We start from the raw sequence: 17,682 nt of genomic DNA on the forward strand, positions 1-17,682 counted from the left end.
CACGGTAGCCAGCCGCCCCGCTCGGCTCAGAACGCGCCCCCGAACAGATCGGGCTGGCGCGACTGCTCCTGCGGGTCGGCGAAATTGCTCATCCCCACCCCCGCCAGCCGGTACAGCGTTTCCGGCGGCAAGTCCACGCGCTCGCACAGCAGCCTGGCGACGGCGGCCAGCTCCACCGCCGATCCGGGCGGGTTCAGGCTGGTCTGGCTGCGCGTCAGGATGCGGAAACGGTCCGTCTTCAACTTGAGCACCACGGTACGGCCCAGGGCGCCCTTCTTCAACGCCTGGTCCCACACCCGTTCCGCCATGCGGTCGATGGCCTCGCCCACCGCGTCCAGGCGGATATCCTGCGAGAACGTCGTCTCCGACGATACCTGCTGCAAAGGCTGATCCGTCTGCACCTCGCGCTCGTCGATGCCGCGCGCCAATTCGTACAGGCGCCGGCCATAGCGGCCGAAGTAATGCTCCAGCTCCTGGGCGCTGTGCGTGGCCAGGTCTCCCACGGTATGGATGCCCAGTTGCTCCAGGCGCGCCTGCGTCACCTTGCCCACGCCCGGCACCTTGCGCACCGGCAAGGGCTCCAGAAAGGCCAGCACCTTGGCGGGCCGGACCACGAACAGGCCGTCCGGCTTGTTCCAGTCGGACGCGATCTTGGCCAGGAATTTATTGGGCGCGACTCCCGCCGAGGCCGTCAGCCCGGTTTCCTCGCGGATCTGCTGCCGGATGACTTGCGCGACCTCGGTGGCCGAGGGCAGACCCAGCTTGTTGACGGTAACGTCGAGGTAGGCCTCGTCCAGCGACAAGGGTTCGATCATGTCGGTATGGCGGGCAAAGATCTGCCTGACCTGGCGCGAGACCTCGCGGTAGCGGTTGAAATCCGGCGGCACGTAGATCGCATGGGGACACAGGCGCTCCGCGCGGGCGGCGGACATGGCCGAATGGATGCCGAACCGCCGCGCCTCGTAGGACGCGGCGCACACCACCGAGCGCGGTCCGGTCCAGGCCACGACCACGGGCTTGCCGCGCAGTTCGGGGTTGTCGCGCTGTTCCACGGAGGCATAGAACGCGTCCATGTCCACGTGCACGATCTTCCGTAATTCAATCATGGTGGTGATCCCCCCATGAGCCGTTCATCGCCTGAAACCCCGTGGCAAAACATATATTATGACCGCCGACAACCGACTTTCCATTCCTGCCCGCAACGGTCCATGACTGCAGCCTCCACGCCTCAAACCGACTACTTCGGCCTGACCATCCCCTTCATGCATTTCATCGGCCTGGTGCCCGAGAGCATCGCGCCGGCCTATGCCCGTACCTCGCTGCCCTGGCGCGCCGACCTGACCAACAGCCGCGGCGACGTGCATGGAGGCACGCTGATGAGCGTGCTGGACTTCACGCTCAGCGCCGCCGCCCGCGGCTCGGCCGACGGCACGGAAGGCATGGCCACCATCGACATGAACACCTCGTTCCTGTCGCCCGGCACGGGCGACCTGGTGATCGAGGCGCGCTGCCTGCGCAAAGGGGCGTCGATCGCCTTCTGCGAAGGCGAGGTCCGGCGCGCCGACGGCGAGCTGGTGGCGCGCGCCACCGCCACCTTCAAGATCATCCGCCGCCGCCCGGGCGGGGACTGAGCGCGCCGGCGGCGGCAAGCCGCCAGCGCCCGCGCATCAGTTGGGCAGGTCGCGCGAAGGCTTGACCGGCGGGCGCGGATCCAGCGGCATATAGCTGCTGCACGACACCAGGCTGTAATAGACGGCGTCCTGCATCGCGCGCATGGCGGCCGCGTCCCAGGTGCCCTTGCCCCACACCGCGATGCGCACATCGGTGGTCTTGGGGCCGGCCGCCTTCAATTCGACCCGCGTCATCTCATTGTCGCTATAGGGCGCCAGCACCTGCACCACGCCGGACTGCGCGCTTTCGTTCATGGTGTCCACCACGCGATAGGCGTTGTCGGTGCTGCGCAGGCACGCATTGGCCTGCCGGATCGCCGCGTCGTAGGCGTCCTTGAAGGCCACCGGGGCCTTGAATTCGCTGTGCGGCGACGTGCCGGGCGAAATGCCCATCGAGCAGCCCGCCAGGCCCAGGGCCAGCGCCGAAGCCGCGACCAGTTTCCAGTACATGTGTATCTCCAGATCAGTGCCCGCGATTATCCCGCATATCGGCTGCGCGCGATAAGCGCAGCCGCGTTCACATGATCCCGATGCGGTACTCCAGGTTCTTCACCAGGGTCCGCAGGCGCGGCCCCAGGGTCTCGTACACGTGCTTTTCGTCCAGGTTGTCAGCCGGGATCGTCACGTTGAAGGCCAGCGGCAAGTCATTGGAGCGATAGCGCATCGGCGTGGCGATGCCGCAAAGCTCGGCCCGCCAGTCCTTGCTGACCACGCAGAAGCCGTGCTCGGCGATGGCATCGAACGCGGGTTGCAGCGATGGGCCGAAGCGTTCCCAGTCCTCCGGGAACTCCTCGGCCAGCCGGGCGCAGATGAGCTCACGCTCGTCCGGCGTCTGCGCATACAGCAGCGCGCGCCCGGTGGCGGTGCGCAGCAAGGGGCGGGCCGACCCGATGTCCGGGCGCGAGGCATTGGACGCGCCGTCGTGCACCGTTTCCACGTAGACCACCTGCAGGCGGTCGCGGATGGCCATGGACACCGGCCCCTTGGCATAGCGCGCCAGTTCGATCATGTCGTGCGCCGCCAGTTGCCGCAGCGTCAGGTGCACCAGCAAGGGATAGCCCAGCGTCAGCACCGCCGGACCCAGCGAATATTTGCCGGTGCGTTCGTCACGCCGCAGATAGCCCAGCCCCACCAGCGTGAACGTCAGCCTGGACACCGTCGGGCGCGTCAGGCCGAGCATTTCGGCGATTTCCTTGTTGCCCAGCTGCGGCTCGGCCGCCGAAAAGCACTTGAGCACGTCCAGCCCGTTGGAAAGCGTGGAGGCAAAGCGCGGGTGCGCTTCCAGCGAGGCGCGGGATTCGAGTTCGTAGTTGAGCGGCGTTTTCGAGTGCATGGCGGCCTAGGGATTCGGAGCATTGACAGTATATCGCCTGCCGAAATACAAACATCCCGTTCACTATAAACACTTGAATTCCATTTATTGAAATTGAAAGGGTAGTTGATGACGAATTCCCGCTTTTCCCGCCAGCCGCTGGGCGCCCGCCTGTTCAGCTTTGCCGTGGTGGCCGACACCCACGTCAATGAATCCGAAGACACCTGCGCGTCGCCCTTCGCCACCAATGCCCGCGCCAATGCCCGGGCGCGGCACGTCTTCGCCGACATCGCCAACCTGGACCCCGCGCCCGCCTTCACCATCCACCTGGGAGACATCGTCCACCCGGTGCCCAGCATGCCTTCGTTCGAGGTGGCGGCCGACCGCTTCAAGGCCATCGCCGGCCAGATCGACATGCCGCTGCACCTGGTGCCCGGCAACCACGACGTCGGCGACAAGCGCATCGACTGGATGCCCGCCGACATCGTCTGCGACGACTACCTGGACAAGTACCGCCAGGTGTTCGGGCCGGACTATTACGCGGTGGACCATGGCGGCGTGCGCTTCCTGTTCCTGAACGCGCTGCTGTTCAACTCCGGACTGGCGGCGGATGACGCGCAGCGCGCCTGGATCGACGAGCAATTGGCAGGCGCCAGCGGCCGCGTCTTCGTGTCGCTGCATTACCCGCCCTATCTGCATGACGCCAACGAACGCGGGTCCTACGACAACATCGACGAGCCCGGCCGCGGCTGGCTGCTGTCGCGCCTGGCCGATCCGCGCGTCGAAGGCGTGTTCGCCGGCCACGTCCACAATTTCTGGTACGACGTCATCGGCGTCGCGGAGGTCTACATGCTGCCGTCGACCGCCTTCCTGCGGCATGACTTTTCCGAGTTCTACCGGGTGCCGCCGGCGGACGAATTCGGCCGCGGCGACGTGGAAAAATTCGGCTATTTCATCGTCGACGTGCATGAGCAGGGGCATGTCGCCAAGCTGATCCGCACGCACGGCGCCATGCGCGGCGAGGCCGAACCGGGCCGGGCGGCGGCGCGCACCCTGCCTACCGTCCATACCAAGACCGCCGCCTGCGACGGCATCGCGGTCGAGATGCGGCATCCCTGGGCCGAGATCGTCGAAATTCCCTGCACCGGCGGCGTACAGGAGTTCGGCCGCAAGCTGGCGCGCAACGACTACCCGCTGATGTCCATGTGGGAAATGGGGCTGCGCACGCTCAAGATTCCTGTGCAGGACCTGCGCGACGACAAGACCTTGCGCCGTGCGCGCCTCATGTCCGACGTCGGCCACCGCTTCGTGCTGACCTCGCTGGGGCTGCCGGACGCCAGGCTGCTGCAACAGGCGCGCGAGCATGGCGTGGCCATCGCCGCCATCGAGATCAACCTGAACGCCCAGGCGCTGGAAGAGACGGGCGCAGCCTTGCAGCGCCTGCGCGCGCACACCGACGCCCGCCTTGTCTATTGCAAGATCCGCACGGGCGCGGACGATGCCCACTTCGACGGCAAGCACTACAGCCATTTCGTCAACACCGGCCTGCGCGCGTCCGAGCTCGAAGCGGCGCAATCCGCGCTGCTGCCGCACTTCGCGCAGAAGAACCTGGACGGTTTCACCGTGCGCCTGGACTGGGGCGCCGACCTGATCGCCACGCACCAGCAACTGGCTGCGCGGGCGCGCGACTGGGGCGCGACGGTGAACGTGGGCGTCAAGCTGGCCGACCGCCTGGCGGCGGCCAACACCGACGACACCGCCATCGCCGCGCTGGTGGCCGAAGCCTTCCTGGCGGCCCGGACCACGGACGCGGTGAGCTATTCCTTCGACACCTTCATGGACGTGGATCGCGGCTACTTTCCGCGCAACGGCCTGATCGACCGCCGCTACGATCCGCGCCCCGCCGGACTGGCGCTGGCCGCGCTGAACGCGGTCTTTGCAGGCCAGGCCACAGGCGCCGGATCGGTCGAACGCATCGACGGCGAAGCCGGTCTGCGCCTGTGCCGCTACCGCTGCGGCGAGCAGACCTATGAACTGGCCTACGGCCCCGGACCGGCCCTCAAGCGTCAGATCGAGGCCGGCGCGTTCAAGCGCGTCGTCGACCTGACGGCCCAGCGCGCGCTGCAGACCGGGGACGATTGGGCCGAGTACGCGCGCCTGCATCTGCCCGGCCAGGCCGTGCTGTTGATCCAGCGCAGTTGAACCCTCATTCCCCGCACAGGAGCCACCCCATGTTTCGATACGCAATCAAACTCGCGGGACTGCTGGCCGCCGCCTGCCTTCCCATGTATGCGCAGGCGCAGCCCTATCCCGACAAGCCGGTGCGCCTGATCGTTGCCTACACGCCCGGCGGCGCCACCGACGTGATCGCCCGCATCCTCGCGGCAAAGCTCAGCACCAGTTGGGGCCAACAAGTCATCGTGGAGAACAAGTCCGGCGCCAGCGGCATGATAGGCGCCGAACAGGTCGCGCGCGCCACACCCGACGGCTACACCCTGCTGCTGGCCTACACGCCCGAGGTCTCCATCAACAAGCTGGTCTACAAGCAGATGCGCTACGACCCGTTGAAGGACCTGCAGCCCATCGCCCTGGTGGCGGATGCGCCGCTGGTGCTGGTCAGCGGTCCCAAGCTGCCCGCCACCACCTACGCCGATCTCAAGCAACAAGGCGCAAAGGCTCCGCTGGTGTACGGTTCGCCGGGCATGGGCGGCCAGCAGCATCTGGCCGGCGAACTGCTGCGGGTGCGCTCCGGCATGAACCTGACCCACGTGCCCTACCGCGGCACGGCGCTGGCCGTGGCCGATCTGGTGGGCGGCCAGATCGATATCTTCTTCGCCACGGCGCCAGCCATCATCGGCCAGATCGGCGCCGGCAAGCTGCACCCGCTGTTCATCGCCGGTCCCCAGCGTCAGGACATCCTGCCTTCGACCCCGACGGCCAAGGAGGTCGGCCTGGACGACTTCGACATTTCCAACTGGTTTGGCCTGTTCGGCCCCGCCGGCATGCCGCCGGCCCTGGTGGAACGCATTTCCAAGGACACGGCCCAGGCGCTGCAGGCCGCCGACGTGAAGGAAAAACTGCAGGGCCAGGGGCTGGCCATTTCCTACAAGCCGCCCCAGGAATTCAAAACCTTCATCGGCGCCGAAATGGCCAAGTACGGCGCCATCGTCAAGGCCACGGGGCTGGAGCCGCAATAAGGCCGGCGCAGGCCCGGCAGCGTCCGCGGGCGGTTCGACACCGCCCGCGCCGCTATGGCATTATCGGCGGACCACCCGGCGGCCGGCCTCAAGCGCCCGCCGCGGCAACTTCGGAGGTCCCCCTTGTTCTCATTCCTCAAGCGCACCGTCCTGGCCGCCAGCATCATCGGCGTCTCGCTGGGCGCCAGCGCCGCGCAACCGCCGCGCGTCTATCCCCTCAAGGATTTCTTCCGCAACCCCGAACGGGGCTTCTTCCGCCTGGCCGACGACGGCCGCACATTGGGCTTCATGCAGCCCACCAGCGTGGACGGCAATCCCGCCCGCATGAACATCTACGTGCAGCCGCTGCAAGGCAGCACGCCTGTCGGCGACCCGCGGCAACTGACCAGCGAGACCGCGCGCGACATCAGCAACTTCTTCTGGAAAGGCGCCGACGTGGTGCTCTACCAGAAGGATTTCGGCGGCGACGAGAACTTCCACGTGCTGGCCGTCAACGCCAAGACCGGCAAGATCACCGACCTGACGCCGTATGAAGGCGTGCGCGCCGGCATCGAGGACGATCTGGAAGACGATCCCGACCACGTCCTCATCAGCCACAACCAGCGCAATCCGGAAGTCTTCGACGTCTACCGCGTCAACGTCCACACGGGCGCCGCGGAGCTGGTGGCGCAGAACCCGGGCAACATCGTCGGCTGGCAGACCGACCACGCCGGCAAGGTGCGCGCCGCCGTCGCCAGCGACGGCCTGAACACCACCCTGCTCTACCGCGACGACGAATCTTCCGAATTCCGTCCGCTCATCACCACCGACTACCGCACCAGCGTCAGTCCGGCGTTCTTCACCTTCGACGACAAGAAGTTCTACGCCCTGTCCAACCGCGGGCGCGACAAGCTGTCGCTGGTGGTGATCGACCCCGCCCAGCCCGAGGCCGAGGAAGAAATCTTCACGCCCGACACCGTCGACCTGGATTCCGCCGGCTACTCGCGCAAGCGCCGCGTGCTGACGGTAGCCGCCTACCAGACCGACAAGCCGCAATACAAGTTCTTCGACGCGCAGAGCGAGACGCTCTTCAAGAAACTGTCGGCCAAGCTCACTGGCTACGACTTCGCCATCCAGGGATCCAACCGCGACGAAGACAAGTTCATCGTCGCCGCCTACAACGACCGCACGCCCGGCTCGCGCTACATCTACGACGCCGCCGCCGATACGCTGACCAAGCTGGCCGACATCAATCCCGCCATTCCCGAGGCGGACATGTCGCGCGTGCAGCCCATCAGCTACCAGACCCGCGACGGCCTGACGGTCCACGGCTACCTGACGCTGCCCGCCGGCCGCGATCCCAGGAACCTGCCTTGCATCGTGAATCCTCACGGCGGCCCGTGGGCGCGCGACGGCTGGGGCTACAACCCTGAAGTCCAGTTCCTGGCCAACCGCGGCTTCTGCGTGCTGCAGATGAACTTCCGCGGATCGACCGGCTATGGCCGCGCCTTCTGGGAAGCCAGCTTCGGCCAATGGGGCCTGAAGATGCAGGACGACATCACCGATGGCGTGCAGTGGCTTATCGGGCAAGGCATCGCCGATCCCAAGCGCATCGGCATCTACGGAGCCAGCTATGGCGGCTACGCCACGCTGGCCGGCGTGGCGTTCACGCCCGACCTGTATGCCGCCGCGGTGGACTACGTGGGGGTGTCCAACCTGTTCACGTTCATGAAGTCCATTCCGCCATACTGGAAGCCCATGCTGGACAAGATGCAGGACATGGTGGGCGACCCCGAACGCGACCGCGAACGCCTGGCCGCCACCTCGCCCGCGCTGCACGCGGACAGGATCAAGACGCCGCTGTTCGTGGCGCAGGGCGCCAAGGATCCGCGCGTGAACAAGGACGAAAGCGACCAGATGGTCAAGGCGCTGCGCGCCCGCGGCGTCGAGGTCGAGTACATGGTCAAGGACAACGAAGGCCACGGCTTCCATAACGACGAGAACAAATTCGAGTTCTACGAAGCCATGGAGAAGTTCCTGACGGAACATCTCAAGCCCTGACCTCCTCCTCCACCACCGCCGGGCCGCGCTCCTGCGCGCGGCCCGCGGGACGGCCGATCCAGGCCATCTCGACGCGGTCGCGCCCATGTTCCTTGGCGCGGTACAGCGCATCGTCGGCGCGCGCCAGGATGCCGTCCGCGCCGTCTCCCGACTGATACGAAGCCAGGCCGCCGCTGGTGGTCATCCGTACTTCGCGCCCTTGCAGGTGGAAGGGCGTGTCGCGCAGGGCGTCGCAGACGCGCTGCGCCTGCACCAGCGCGCGGGCCGGATCGCAGTCGTACATCAGCAGCACGAATTCCTCGCCGCCCAACCGGCCGAAGCGGTCGCTGACGCGCACCGCCCGCTGCACCACCTTTGAAAAATGGCGCAGCGCCGCGTCGCCCGCGGCATGGCCGTAACGGTCGTTGATGGACTTGAAATGGTCGATGTCCAGCACCAACACCGCCAGCTTGCCGCCGGCGCGCTGGCAGCGCTGCAACTCGCGCTCCAGCTCGTCCAGGATGCTGCGGCGCGAATAGGCGCCTGTAAGGCCGTCGAAGGTCAGCGCAGCTTCCATCTGTTCGGACAGGCTGGTCTGGATCAGGAGCAGCAGCGCCAGGAACAGCCCGGGCACGGTCACCGTCCCGCAGACAATGAAGAACAGGCCCCAGGGACTGGGCTCGAGCAGCGACGAGGGTTCTTGTCCGCCCACGCTGTAGACCGCCAGGCGCAGGGCATGCAGCGCGGCCAGGCCGAAGCTTGCCAGCATCATGTACAGCATCACGCCGCGCGTGTGCAGCCGCTTGCGCTGGCGGAAGAACACCATGCCCGTCGCCATCATGGCCACGAAGGTGTAGGCGGAAAACAGCAGCATGCGCGCCCGCAGGTCATCCGCCACGTACAGCAGCAGCGCGAACGCAGCGATACTGAGCGCGCCCAGCGCCGCCGTGCGCCGCGCCAGCGGACGCAGGCCGAAGAACTGCCGCACGCCGACGTAGACCAGGCTGACCGCGCAGACCCAGGCGGCGTTCGAGACCATCACATAGACGGCGGACGGCAGGATGGGCGAGGCCGCATAGGCCAGCAGCGACAGCACGGCCAGCGCGTTGCCCGCCGTGAACGCGGCGACGCCGCCCACGTCGCGGGCGCGCAATGGCGCCAGCAACGGCAATGCCAGAGCCGTGGCCAGGCCCCACATCAGAAAGAAAAGAGAAGTCGTCATGGTGTTTGCCGGCTTGCGCCCCGCGGGCGTTCGCCGTCGCTCGTCATTGCTGTTGCACTGGGTTCATGCCTCATGAGGCGGCGTTACATCCCACCACCCCTGACGCTTTTTGTTACCCGTACAGCGACAGACCGGCACAACCTGGCGCCCGTCCGTCGCCGCACGCCGTTTCGCCCTGAACCTTTACCGCCCGCGCCAAGACGATTGCGCGGCAAGCGACGAAGAATACGCCACGGCCGCACTTTCGCCATGGCCCTTTGCACTAATTGACAGTTGACTGACAGTTAACACACTTATAATTCGGGCCATTGACGGTGCCATCAAGAGCGCCGCAATCACGCCCTACGGGCGTGGCGCGTACTAGCCATGCACTCCCATAGCGCGAGTGCGAAGGTCCCCGCAGCGGGCGCCGCGCAGTCCTAACCAAAAAGTGTTCCTTCCCGCCGCCGCCGGCGCCTTTGTGCTGCGCGTCGCCTCGGCTCGCGCCGAAAAAAGGCACGCCCACGGCCGGCCGGACCAGGAACGCCCCGAGTCGCAACTGCGGAAGTATTACAGATGCAAAACAGAGGATCGACACCCCTGGGTGCCGTTGGACCGAGACTGAGCCTGCTGGCGGCTTGCGCCATCCTGGCTCCAGCCATGGCGCTGGCCGGCCCCGGCAACGACTACGACGCCTTGATCGCCAGAGCGCGCGCCGGCGACTACGAGCCCGCGCTGGCGATGTTGCGCCAGCAAGGTCCGGCCGGCGGCAGCCGCGCCATCTACGACCACATCATCATCGCCGGATGGGCCGGCAAGCCCGCCGAAGCCGTCGCCGCCTACGAGCAATTGCCGCAAGGCGCGGCGCTGCCCGGCGACATCCAGCTTTCCGTCGCGCGCGCCTACCGCGACCTGCAGCGCTGGCCCGAGGCGCTGGCCGCGTACCAGGCGGGCGCGCGCCGCCATCCCGGCCAGTCCGCTTTTCGCGCCGGCGAAATCATGACCCTGGCCGATGCCGGCCGCTACCCCGAGGCGCGCGAGGCTGCGGCGCGCTGGCTCAAGCGGCATCCCCGCGATGTCGACGCCCGCCTTGCCCTGAGCTACGTCCACGCCCGCCAGGGCGAGCCATATGAAGCGCTGCACCAGGCCGACCTGGCCCTGGCCGCCGCGCCCGGCACCCCTTACGTGTTGCGCGAGTACATCTGGGCGCTGCAGCGCGCGCGCATGGCGGACGTGGCGCTGGAGCTGGCGCGCCGTCACCAGGATCTGTTCGACGCTGGCCAGATGCGCGGCTTCGAGGCCGACGCGCTGGCCCAACAGGTGCGGCTGGCGGCCATGCCCACGCGGTCGGAAGCTGAACGTTTCGTGTTGGCCGACAAGGCTTTGGCGCGTTACGACGAACTGATCCCCGTCTGGCAGCAGCAGGAAGACGCCCGCGCCGACGCGCTGCGCGCCCGTATCGACCGCTTGCACGCCCTGCACGTCCGCGTGCGCATGGCCGATCTGGTCCGCGAATACGAAGCCCTGCTGGCCGAGGGCGTCACGGTGCCGCGTTACGCCTTGAACGACGTGGCATCGGCCTACCTGTACGTGCGCCAGCCCGAACGCGCCCGCGACATCTATCGGCAGGTCGCGGCCGACGACGCCCTGCGCGGCGACGATGCCGAGCAGCGCCTGGCGACCGAGACCGGCCTGTACTACTCGCTGGCCGAGGGCGAACAGTTCAACGAGACCAGCGCCGTCACCGAAGGCGTCGAATCGGGCTACGCCCCCTGGCTGTACTACAAGGGCCAGGCCACCCGCATGCCCAACGACCTGAACCTGGAAAGCCGCCAGACCCTGGCGTCGGCTCGCCTGCAGGCCAACGACACCGTCGCCGCCCGGCAGCGCCTCGAAGAGATGGTCGAGAACGCGCCCAACAACTCCGGACTGCGCAGCGACCTGGCCACCGTCTACCGCGCCCAATCGCTCCCCCGCGCCTCGGAGGTCGAATTGAAGATGGCCGAGACCCTGGCGCCGCGCAGCCTGGGCGTGGAGAACGGCCAGGGCTTCACCGCCCTGGACTTGCAGGAATGGCGCCAGGCCGAAGCACTGTCGCAGGACACCATGGCCCGCTCGCCCGAAAACCTGACCAGCCGCCGCCTGGCGCGCGAATGGGAAGTGCACAACAAGGCCGAGCTGCGCATCAACGGTTACCGCGGCCTGGCATCCGACAGCCCGGTCACCGGCAGCGGCGACTTCGGCATCGACGCCGTGCTGTACTCCGCGCCGCTGGACTACAACTGGCGAGTCTTCGGCGGCGGCGGCTACGCCTCCGGCGACTTCGAGGAAGGCCGCGGCAACTACCGCTGGCTGCGCACCGGCGTGGAATGGCGCGGCCGCGACCTCACGATCGAAGGCGAAGTCTCCACCCACGACTATGGCCACGGCGTGAAGCCGGGCGCGCGCCTGTCGGCCGCCTACGACCTGGACGACCATTGGCAGGTGGGCGGCTCGGGCGAAATCATGTCGCGCGAAACGCCGCTGCGCGCGCTGACCAGCGGCATCTATTCCAACAGCCTGTCGGCCTACGTGCGCTGGCGAGCCGACGAGCGCCGCGAATGGACGCTGGCGCTGTCGCCTTCGCACTTCAGCGACGGCAACAACCGTTGGGCGCTGGGCCTGGCCGGGCGCGAGCGCGTCTACACCTCGCCGCACCTGCTGGCGGACCTGGAGTTCGAGGCGTCCACCCAGCGCAACAGCCACGACAGCAACGTGCCCTATTTCAATCCGCGGTCGGACCTGATGCTGCTGCCCGGCGTGCGCCTGACGCACACCCTGTACCGCCGCTACGAAACCGCCTGGGAGCAGATCGGCACCCTGGGCGCAGGCGCTTACACCCAGCAAGGCTACGGCACCGGCGGCGTGATCGCGCTGGGCTACGGCCAGCGATACCGCGCCAACGACGTCCTCGACATGGGCGCCATGATCACCGGCACCAGCCGCCCGTACGACGGCGAACGCGAGCGCGAACTGCGCATCGTGTTCGACCTGACGTACCGCTTCTGAACCCGGATCCGAGTAACGCCATGATGCTTAAAACCCATACCCGCCTGATTCTCGCCGGCCTGCTGTTGCTTGCGATCCTGGCGCTGACCGCCTGCGCCAAGGACATCCCGGTCTACACGCCGCCGGACCAGCGCCCGCTCGCCCCCGCCGAACAGCCCTGGGTGCAGGGCCAGTTCCTGGCCCTGGCCTACCACGACGTGGAAGACGAAGACCCCGACCAGGGCTTTCTCAGCGTGCGCACCGACCGTCTGGTCGAACAGCTGGCCTGGCTGCGCGCCAATGGCTACCAGGCCGTCACCGTGGATCAGATCCTGGCCGCGCGCCAGGGCGGCAAGCCGCTGCCCGAGCGCGCCGTGCTGCTGTCCTTTGACGACGGCTACCGCAGCTTCTACACCCGCGTGCTTCCCATCCTGAAAGCCTATCAATGGCCCGCGCTGCTGGCGCCGGTCGGCGTCTGGATGGACACGCCGGCCAACCAGCGCGTGGACTTCGGCGGCAGCCCCGAAGACCGCAAGCGCTTCCTGAACTGGGACGAGGTCCGCGAGATCTCGCGCTCGGGGCTGGTCGAGATTGCTGCGCACACCAATGCCTCGCACTACGGCGCGCTGGCCAATCCCCAGGGCAATACCGAGCCCGCCGCCGCCATCCGAGCCTACGATGCGCAGACCCGCCGCTACGAGACCGAAGCGGAGTTCGACGCGCGCATGGGCGGCGACGTCGCCGCCATCACCGAAAAGATCCGCCGCGCCACCGGCAAGAAGCCGCGCGTCTGGGTCTGGCCTTATGGCGCCGAAGGCGGCTCCACCCTGCGCATTACCGCCGAGCACGGTTATCAGCTGGCGCTGACGCTGGAGGACGGCCCGGGCCGCGTCGGCCGCCTGATGTCCACGCCGCGCCTGCTGCTGTCCAGCGACCCGACGCTCAAGCCCTTCGCCAACAGCGTGGTCGGCATGGAAGCCCAGCCCTTCATGCGCGTGGCGCACGTGGACCTGGACTACGTCTACGACCCGGACCCGGCGCAGACCGACCGCAACCTGGGCGAGCTGGTGCAGCGCATCCTCGACATGCAGATCAACACGGTGTTCCTGCAGGCCTACTCGGACCCCGTGGGCGACGGCCTGGTGAAGTCCGTCTACTTCCCCAACCGCTGGCTGCCTATGCGCGCCGATCTCTTCAACCGCGCCGCATGGCAGCTGCACAACCGCGCCAACGTGATGGTCTACGCCTGGATGCCGGTGCTGTCCTTCGACCTGGATCCCGCCCTGCCCCGCGTCACGCGCTGGCAGGAAGGCCAGGCGCAGCCAGAGCCGGATCCCGACCAGTACCGCCGCCTGTCGCCGTTCGACCCGACCGTGCGTGCGCGCATCGGCGATCTGTACGAGGACCTGTCCCGCTACGCGATCTTCGACGGCATCCTGTTCCATGACGACGCGCTGCTGTCGGACTTCGAAGACGCCAGCCCCGGCGCGCTGGCCGCCTACCGGGCCGCGGGCCTGCCGGGCAGCATCGCCGAACTGCGCGCGGATCCGGACACCCTGCAACGCTGGACCCGCTACAAGAGCCGCGCGCTGGTGGACTTCACCGCCGAACTCACGCAGCGGGTGCGCGCGGTGCGCGGCCCGCAGATCAAGACGGCGCGCAACATCTTTGCCGAACCCATCCTGAACCCCGGCAGCGAAACCTGGTTCGCGCAGAACCTGGACGACTTCCTCGGCGCCTACGACTGGACCGCGCCGATGGCGATGCCGCTGATGGAAAACGTGCCCGCCGGCCAGGAAAACGCCTGGCTGGACCGGCTGGTCGATACCGTCGCGCAGCGCCCCGGGGCGCTGGACAGGACCGTGTTCGAGCTGCAGGCCCGCGACTGGCGCACCGGCCCCGGCCGCCCCGAAGCCACGCCGGTCGACACGGCCGTGCTGGCCGGCTGGATGAAGCGGCTGCAGCTGCGCGGCTCGCGCAGCTTCGGCTACTACCCCGACGATTTCTCGCAAGACCAGCCCCGGTTGCAAGGCATCCGGCCCGCCATCTCCGAAGCCTGGTATCCGATCAAATGATAGACCGACTGATTGCCCTGCTGATTCTCTGCGCGGTGCTTGGCGCGCCCTTCGGCTTCACCCTGATGCTGACCGGCGAAGCGCTGCTGGGCTTCGTGTTCTTCTACCCCCTGTTCATGTCCGGCATGTGGATGGCTGGCGGCATCTACTTCTGGTGGCATTGGGAGCGGCACTGGAAATGGGGCAAGGACAGCCAACCGCCAGTCCTGGCCGGCAATCCGCTGGTGTCCATCCTGGTGCCCTGCTACAACGAGGCCGACAACGGCGAAGAGACGCTGCTGGCCGCCCTGGGCCAGAACTATCCGCACATCGAGGTCATCGCCATCAACGACGGCTCCAGCGACGGCACCGCCGACATGCTGGACCGCATGGCCGCCGCCCATCCGCGGCTGCGCGTGGTGCACCTGGCGCAGAACCAGGGCAAGGCCATGGCGCTGCGCATGGGCGCCATGGCTGCGCGCAGCGAGTACCTGGTCTGCATCGACGGCGACGCCATGCTGGACCCGGACGCGGCCGCCTACCTGGTGGCGCCGCTGATCGACAACCCGCGCGTGGGCGCCGTCACCGGCAACCCGCGCATCCGCACCCGCTCCACCATGATCGGGCGCATCCAGGTGGGCGAGTTCTCTTCCATCATCGGCCTGATCAAGCGCACCCAGCGCGTCTACGGCCAGGTGTTCACCGTATCCGGCGTGGTCGCCGCCTTCCGGCGCGCCGCGCTGGACCGCGTGGGCTACTGGAGCCTGGACATGATCACCGAGGACATCGACATCAGCTGGAAGCTGCAGCGCGACCACTGGTCGATCTTCTATGAGCCGCGCGGCCTGTGCTGGATCCTGATGCCCGAAACCCTGCGCGGACTGTGGAAGCAGCGGCTGCGCTGGGCCCAGGGCGGCGCCGAGGTCTTCCTGAAGAACCTGCGTTCGATCTGGGTCTGGCGCCACCGCCGCCTGTGGCCGCTGATGGCCGAGTTCTGCCTGTCCACCGCCTGGGCCTTCGCCTTCGGCGTGTCGGTGCTGCTTTGGGCCGTCAGCCAGGTGGTCACGCTGCCCAACAACATGCAGATCGCCAGCCTGATGCCGCCCGCCTTCACCGGCATGATGCTGGCCGTGGTCTGCCTGCTGCAGTTCGTCGTCAGCATCCTGATCGACCGCCGCTACGAGCCCGGCCTGGCCCGCTCGCTGTACTGGATCATCTGGTATCCGCTGGCCTTCTGGATGGTGAGCCTGTTCACCACCCTGGTCAGTTTCCCCAAAGTCATGCTCCGCAAGCAGGCCCGGCGCGCGCGCTGGACCAGCCCGGACCGGGGCATCAAATCACCGGACGCAACGTCATGATCATCACCACGCAACGTTCCCGCGCAGGCTATCTGTTCGACCTGGTCCTGACCGCCATCGGCTGGTTCGCCTTCGTCTATCTGTTCGGCGCCGGCATCCTGGCGATCCTGCGCGCCGCCGCGGGCGGCCCCGATGTCTCGCTCTGGCCGGTGTTCCTGCCCACCGTGCACACGCTGTGGGGCTATGCGCTGCTGGCCCTGATCAACGCGGGCGTGCTGGTGGGCTGGGCCGTCTACAACCACCGCAAGTTCGCAGGTAAGGACCGCCGCAAGCCCATCAAGCCGGTGGGCGACCGCCGCGTGGCGGCCAGCTTCGCAATCAGCCCGGCGCAGCTGATGCAGGTGCGCTCCGCGCACACCTGCGTCGTCCACCACGGCGCGGCCGGCGACATCACCGGCATCGACATCAGCCGCCCCCGCCTGAACGCGGTGCAGGCCGGCTGATACGGGCCCTGCCTGGCGCTGTGAGCCTCCTGGCTTGACGGCGCCAGGCCCGGCGCCCGCCTTCAGCGGCGCGCCTTCTCCACGTTCGGCAGCAGGATCGCCACCACGCCCAGCAAGGGCAGATAGGCGCAGACCTGGTACACATAGCCGATGCTGGTGGCATCAGCCAGCTTGCCCAGCGCCGCGGCGCCCACGCCGCCCATGCCGAAGGCAAAGCCGAAGAACAGTCCGGCGATCATCCCCACCTTGCCCGGCACCAGCTCCTGCGCATAGACCACGATGGCCGAGAACGCCGAGGCCAGCACCATGCCGATGATCACCACCAGCACGCCGGTCCAGAACAGGTTCACATAGGGCAGCAGCAGCGTGAACGGCGCCACGCCCAGGATGGACACCCAGATCACGATCTTGCGGCCGATGCGGTCGCCTACCGGTCCGCCCACCACCGTGCCTACCGCCACCGCGGCCAGGAACAGGAACAGGTAGAGCTGCGCCTCGCGCACCGACAGCGCGAACTTGTCGATCAGGTAGAACGTGAAATAGCTGTTCAGGCTGGCCAGGTAGAAATACTTGGAGAACACCAGCACGCCCAGCACCGCCAGCGCGCCCAGCACCTGGTTGCGCGACAGCCCGTTGCTCGCGCCCTCGCGCCGCGCGCGCGGCTTGAGCAGGACGCGGTTGGCGCTGTACCAGCGGCCGATGCCGGTCAACACCACGATGCCGAACAGCGCCGCCAGCGAAAACCAGGCCACGCTGCGCTGCCCGTGCGGGATGATGAAGAGCGCGGCCAGCAGCGGCCCCAGCGCCGAGCCCACGTTGCCGCCCACCTGGAACAGCGACTGCGCCAGGCCATGGCGTCCGCCGGAGGCCATGCGCGCCACGCGCGAGGATTCCGGGTGGAACACCGACGAGCCCGTGCCCACCAGCACCGCGGCCACCAGCAGCCAGCCGAACGACGGCGCCATCGACAGCAGCAACAGCCCCACCAGGGTGAAGCCCATGCCCACCGGCAGCGAGTACGGTTTGGGATTGCGGTCCGTATAGAAGCCGATGAAGGGCTGCAGCAGCGAGGCCGCGAGCTGATAGACCAGCGTGATCAGCCCGATCTGCGCGAACGACAGGCTGAATGAATCCTTCAGCATGGGATAGATGGCCAACAGGATCGACTGGATCATGTCGTTCATCAGGTGCGCCACGCTGATCGCGCCCAGCACCTTGAAGGCAGTGGATGGGTCCGAGGAAGCGGCGGACGGCGGGACCGGATTGGCGTCGGCGACGCCGGCGGCGGAGTTCTGAGGGGGATTCATGGGCGATGGACGCAAGTAAGGGGGATGGACATGTCCAGCGCCACGCCGGACCAATACCCAGTGTAGGAATCCGGGACGGAACCGATCTGCCAAT

The 17,682-nt window shown here is 67.6% G+C and carries 13 protein-coding genes; 8 read left to right on the forward strand and 5 right to left on the reverse strand.

Annotated features, from left to right (window positions below; translation table 11 throughout):
• Window positions 1-26: 26 nt before the first annotated feature.
• Entirely contained in the window at window positions 27-1,106 is a 1,080-nt protein-coding gene (dinB, locus tag HV793_RS27900; RefSeq protein ID WP_119451652.1) for a DNA polymerase IV, read from the reverse strand.
• Between the two features lie 102 nt (window positions 1,107-1,208).
• Between dinB and HV793_RS27905 the strand changes: the two genes are divergently transcribed.
• On the forward strand, window positions 1,209-1,631 hold the full coding sequence (locus HV793_RS27905) for a PaaI family thioesterase (protein ID WP_054458193.1): 423 nt from the start codon (window positions 1,209-1,211) through the stop codon (window positions 1,629-1,631).
• 36 nt (window positions 1,632-1,667) lie between these two features.
• Here the strand turns inward: HV793_RS27905 and HV793_RS27910 are convergent, their stop codons facing one another.
• Both HV793_RS27910 and HV793_RS27915 read right to left on the reverse strand, forming a co-directional pair.
• On the reverse strand, window positions 1,668-2,120 hold the full coding sequence (locus HV793_RS27910; RefSeq protein ID WP_054458194.1) for a BPTD_2524 family lipoprotein: 453 nt from the start codon (window positions 2,118-2,120) through the stop codon (window positions 1,668-1,670).
• 67 nt (window positions 2,121-2,187) lie between these two features.
• Window positions 2,188-3,003: an IclR family transcriptional regulator gene (locus tag HV793_RS27915; RefSeq protein ID WP_054458195.1), complete on the reverse strand. Its 816-nt coding sequence runs from the start codon at window positions 3,001-3,003 to the stop codon at window positions 2,188-2,190.
• 108 nt (window positions 3,004-3,111) lie between these two features.
• Between HV793_RS27915 and HV793_RS27920 the strand changes: the two genes are divergently transcribed.
• The 3 genes from HV793_RS27920 to HV793_RS27930 all read left to right on the forward strand — a co-directional run bounded on the left by HV793_RS27920 (window position 3,112) and on the right by HV793_RS27930 (window position 8,219).
• The gene (locus tag HV793_RS27920) at window positions 3,112-5,184 is read left to right on the forward strand and encodes a metallophosphoesterase (protein WP_175214292.1); all 2,073 of its coding nucleotides are present in this window, start codon (window positions 3,112-3,114) and stop codon (window positions 5,182-5,184) included.
• Window positions 5,185-5,213: 29 nt separating this feature from the next.
• Entirely contained in the window at window positions 5,214-6,179 is a 966-nt protein-coding gene (locus tag HV793_RS27925; protein WP_054458197.1) for a Bug family tripartite tricarboxylate transporter substrate binding protein, read from the forward strand.
• A 123-nt stretch (window positions 6,180-6,302) separates the two neighbouring features.
• Window positions 6,303-8,219: a S9 family peptidase gene (locus HV793_RS27930; protein WP_054458198.1), complete on the forward strand. Its 1,917-nt coding sequence runs from the start codon at window positions 6,303-6,305 to the stop codon at window positions 8,217-8,219.
• Here the strand turns inward: HV793_RS27930 and HV793_RS27935 are convergent.
• Window positions 8,209-9,420, reverse strand: a complete 1,212-nt coding sequence (locus HV793_RS27935) for a GGDEF domain-containing protein (protein ID WP_175214293.1) — start codon at window positions 9,418-9,420, stop codon at window positions 8,209-8,211. The genes HV793_RS27930 and HV793_RS27935 overlap by 11 nt on opposite strands.
• A gap of 555 nt (window positions 9,421-9,975) precedes the next feature.
• Between HV793_RS27935 and pgaA the strand changes: the two genes are divergently transcribed.
• The 4 genes from pgaA to pgaD are packed head-to-tail and all read left to right on the forward strand — an operon-like array spanning window position 9,976 to window position 16,281.
• The gene (gene pgaA, locus HV793_RS27940; RefSeq protein ID WP_175162742.1) at window positions 9,976-12,447 is read left to right on the forward strand and encodes a poly-beta-1,6 N-acetyl-D-glucosamine export porin PgaA; all 2,472 of its coding nucleotides are present in this window, start codon (window positions 9,976-9,978) and stop codon (window positions 12,445-12,447) included.
• Between the two features lie 20 nt (window positions 12,448-12,467).
• Window positions 12,468-14,501, forward strand: coding sequence for a poly-beta-1,6-N-acetyl-D-glucosamine N-deacetylase PgaB (gene pgaB / locus HV793_RS27945; protein ID WP_054458201.1), 2,034 nt, complete (start codon window positions 12,468-12,470; stop codon window positions 14,499-14,501).
• Window positions 14,498-15,838, forward strand: coding sequence for a poly-beta-1,6-N-acetyl-D-glucosamine synthase (pgaC, locus tag HV793_RS27950; RefSeq protein WP_175214294.1), 1,341 nt, complete (start codon window positions 14,498-14,500; stop codon window positions 15,836-15,838). Before pgaB ends, pgaC begins: the two co-directional genes overlap by 4 nt.
• Window positions 15,835-16,281 carry a poly-beta-1,6-N-acetyl-D-glucosamine biosynthesis protein PgaD gene (pgaD, locus tag HV793_RS27955; protein WP_175162745.1) on the forward strand — a complete coding sequence of 149 codons (447 nt, stop codon included), beginning with the start codon at window positions 15,835-15,837 and terminating at the stop codon, window positions 16,279-16,281. Before pgaC ends, pgaD begins: the two co-directional genes overlap by 4 nt.
• A 62-nt stretch (window positions 16,282-16,343) precedes the next feature.
• Here pgaD and HV793_RS27960 read toward each other — a convergent pair whose 3' ends face one another.
• Window positions 16,344-17,588, reverse strand: coding sequence for an MFS transporter (locus HV793_RS27960; protein WP_175214295.1), 1,245 nt, complete (start codon window positions 17,586-17,588; stop codon window positions 16,344-16,346).
• Window positions 17,589-17,682 lie beyond the last annotated feature (94 nt).

Origin of the sequence: Achromobacter aegrifaciens (assembly GCF_902859965.1) — a bacterium.
Lineage (GTDB): Bacteria > Pseudomonadota > Gammaproteobacteria > Burkholderiales > Burkholderiaceae_B > Achromobacter > Achromobacter aegrifaciens.

Coding starts and splice junctions, on each gene's coding strand:
- HV793_RS27920 (WP_175214292.1), top strand. CDS start 3,112: ATGACGAATTCCCGCTTTTCCCGCCAGCCGCTGGGCGCCCGCCTGTTC.
- HV793_RS27935 (WP_175214293.1), bottom strand. CDS start 9,420: ATGACGACTTCTCTTTTCTTTCTGATGTGGGGCCTGGCCACGGCTCTG.
- HV793_RS27925 (WP_054458197.1), top strand. CDS start 5,214: ATGTTTCGATACGCAATCAAACTCGCGGGACTGCTGGCCGCCGCCTGC.
- pgaB (WP_054458201.1), top strand. CDS start 12,468: ATGATGCTTAAAACCCATACCCGCCTGATTCTCGCCGGCCTGCTGTTG.
- pgaD (WP_175162745.1), top strand. CDS start 15,835: ATGATCATCACCACGCAACGTTCCCGCGCAGGCTATCTGTTCGACCTG.
- HV793_RS27960 (WP_175214295.1), bottom strand. CDS start 17,588: ATGAATCCCCCTCAGAACTCCGCCGCCGGCGTCGCCGACGCCAATCCG.
- pgaA (WP_175162742.1), top strand. CDS start 9,976: ATGCAAAACAGAGGATCGACACCCCTGGGTGCCGTTGGACCGAGACTG.
- HV793_RS27915 (WP_054458195.1), bottom strand. CDS start 3,003: ATGCACTCGAAAACGCCGCTCAACTACGAACTCGAATCCCGCGCCTCG.
- dinB (WP_119451652.1), bottom strand. CDS start 1,106: ATGATTGAATTACGGAAGATCGTGCACGTGGACATGGACGCGTTCTAT.
- HV793_RS27905 (WP_054458193.1), top strand. CDS start 1,209: ATGACTGCAGCCTCCACGCCTCAAACCGACTACTTCGGCCTGACCATC.
- HV793_RS27910 (WP_054458194.1), bottom strand. CDS start 2,120: ATGTACTGGAAACTGGTCGCGGCTTCGGCGCTGGCCCTGGGCCTGGCG.
- pgaC (WP_175214294.1), top strand. CDS start 14,498: ATGATAGACCGACTGATTGCCCTGCTGATTCTCTGCGCGGTGCTTGGC.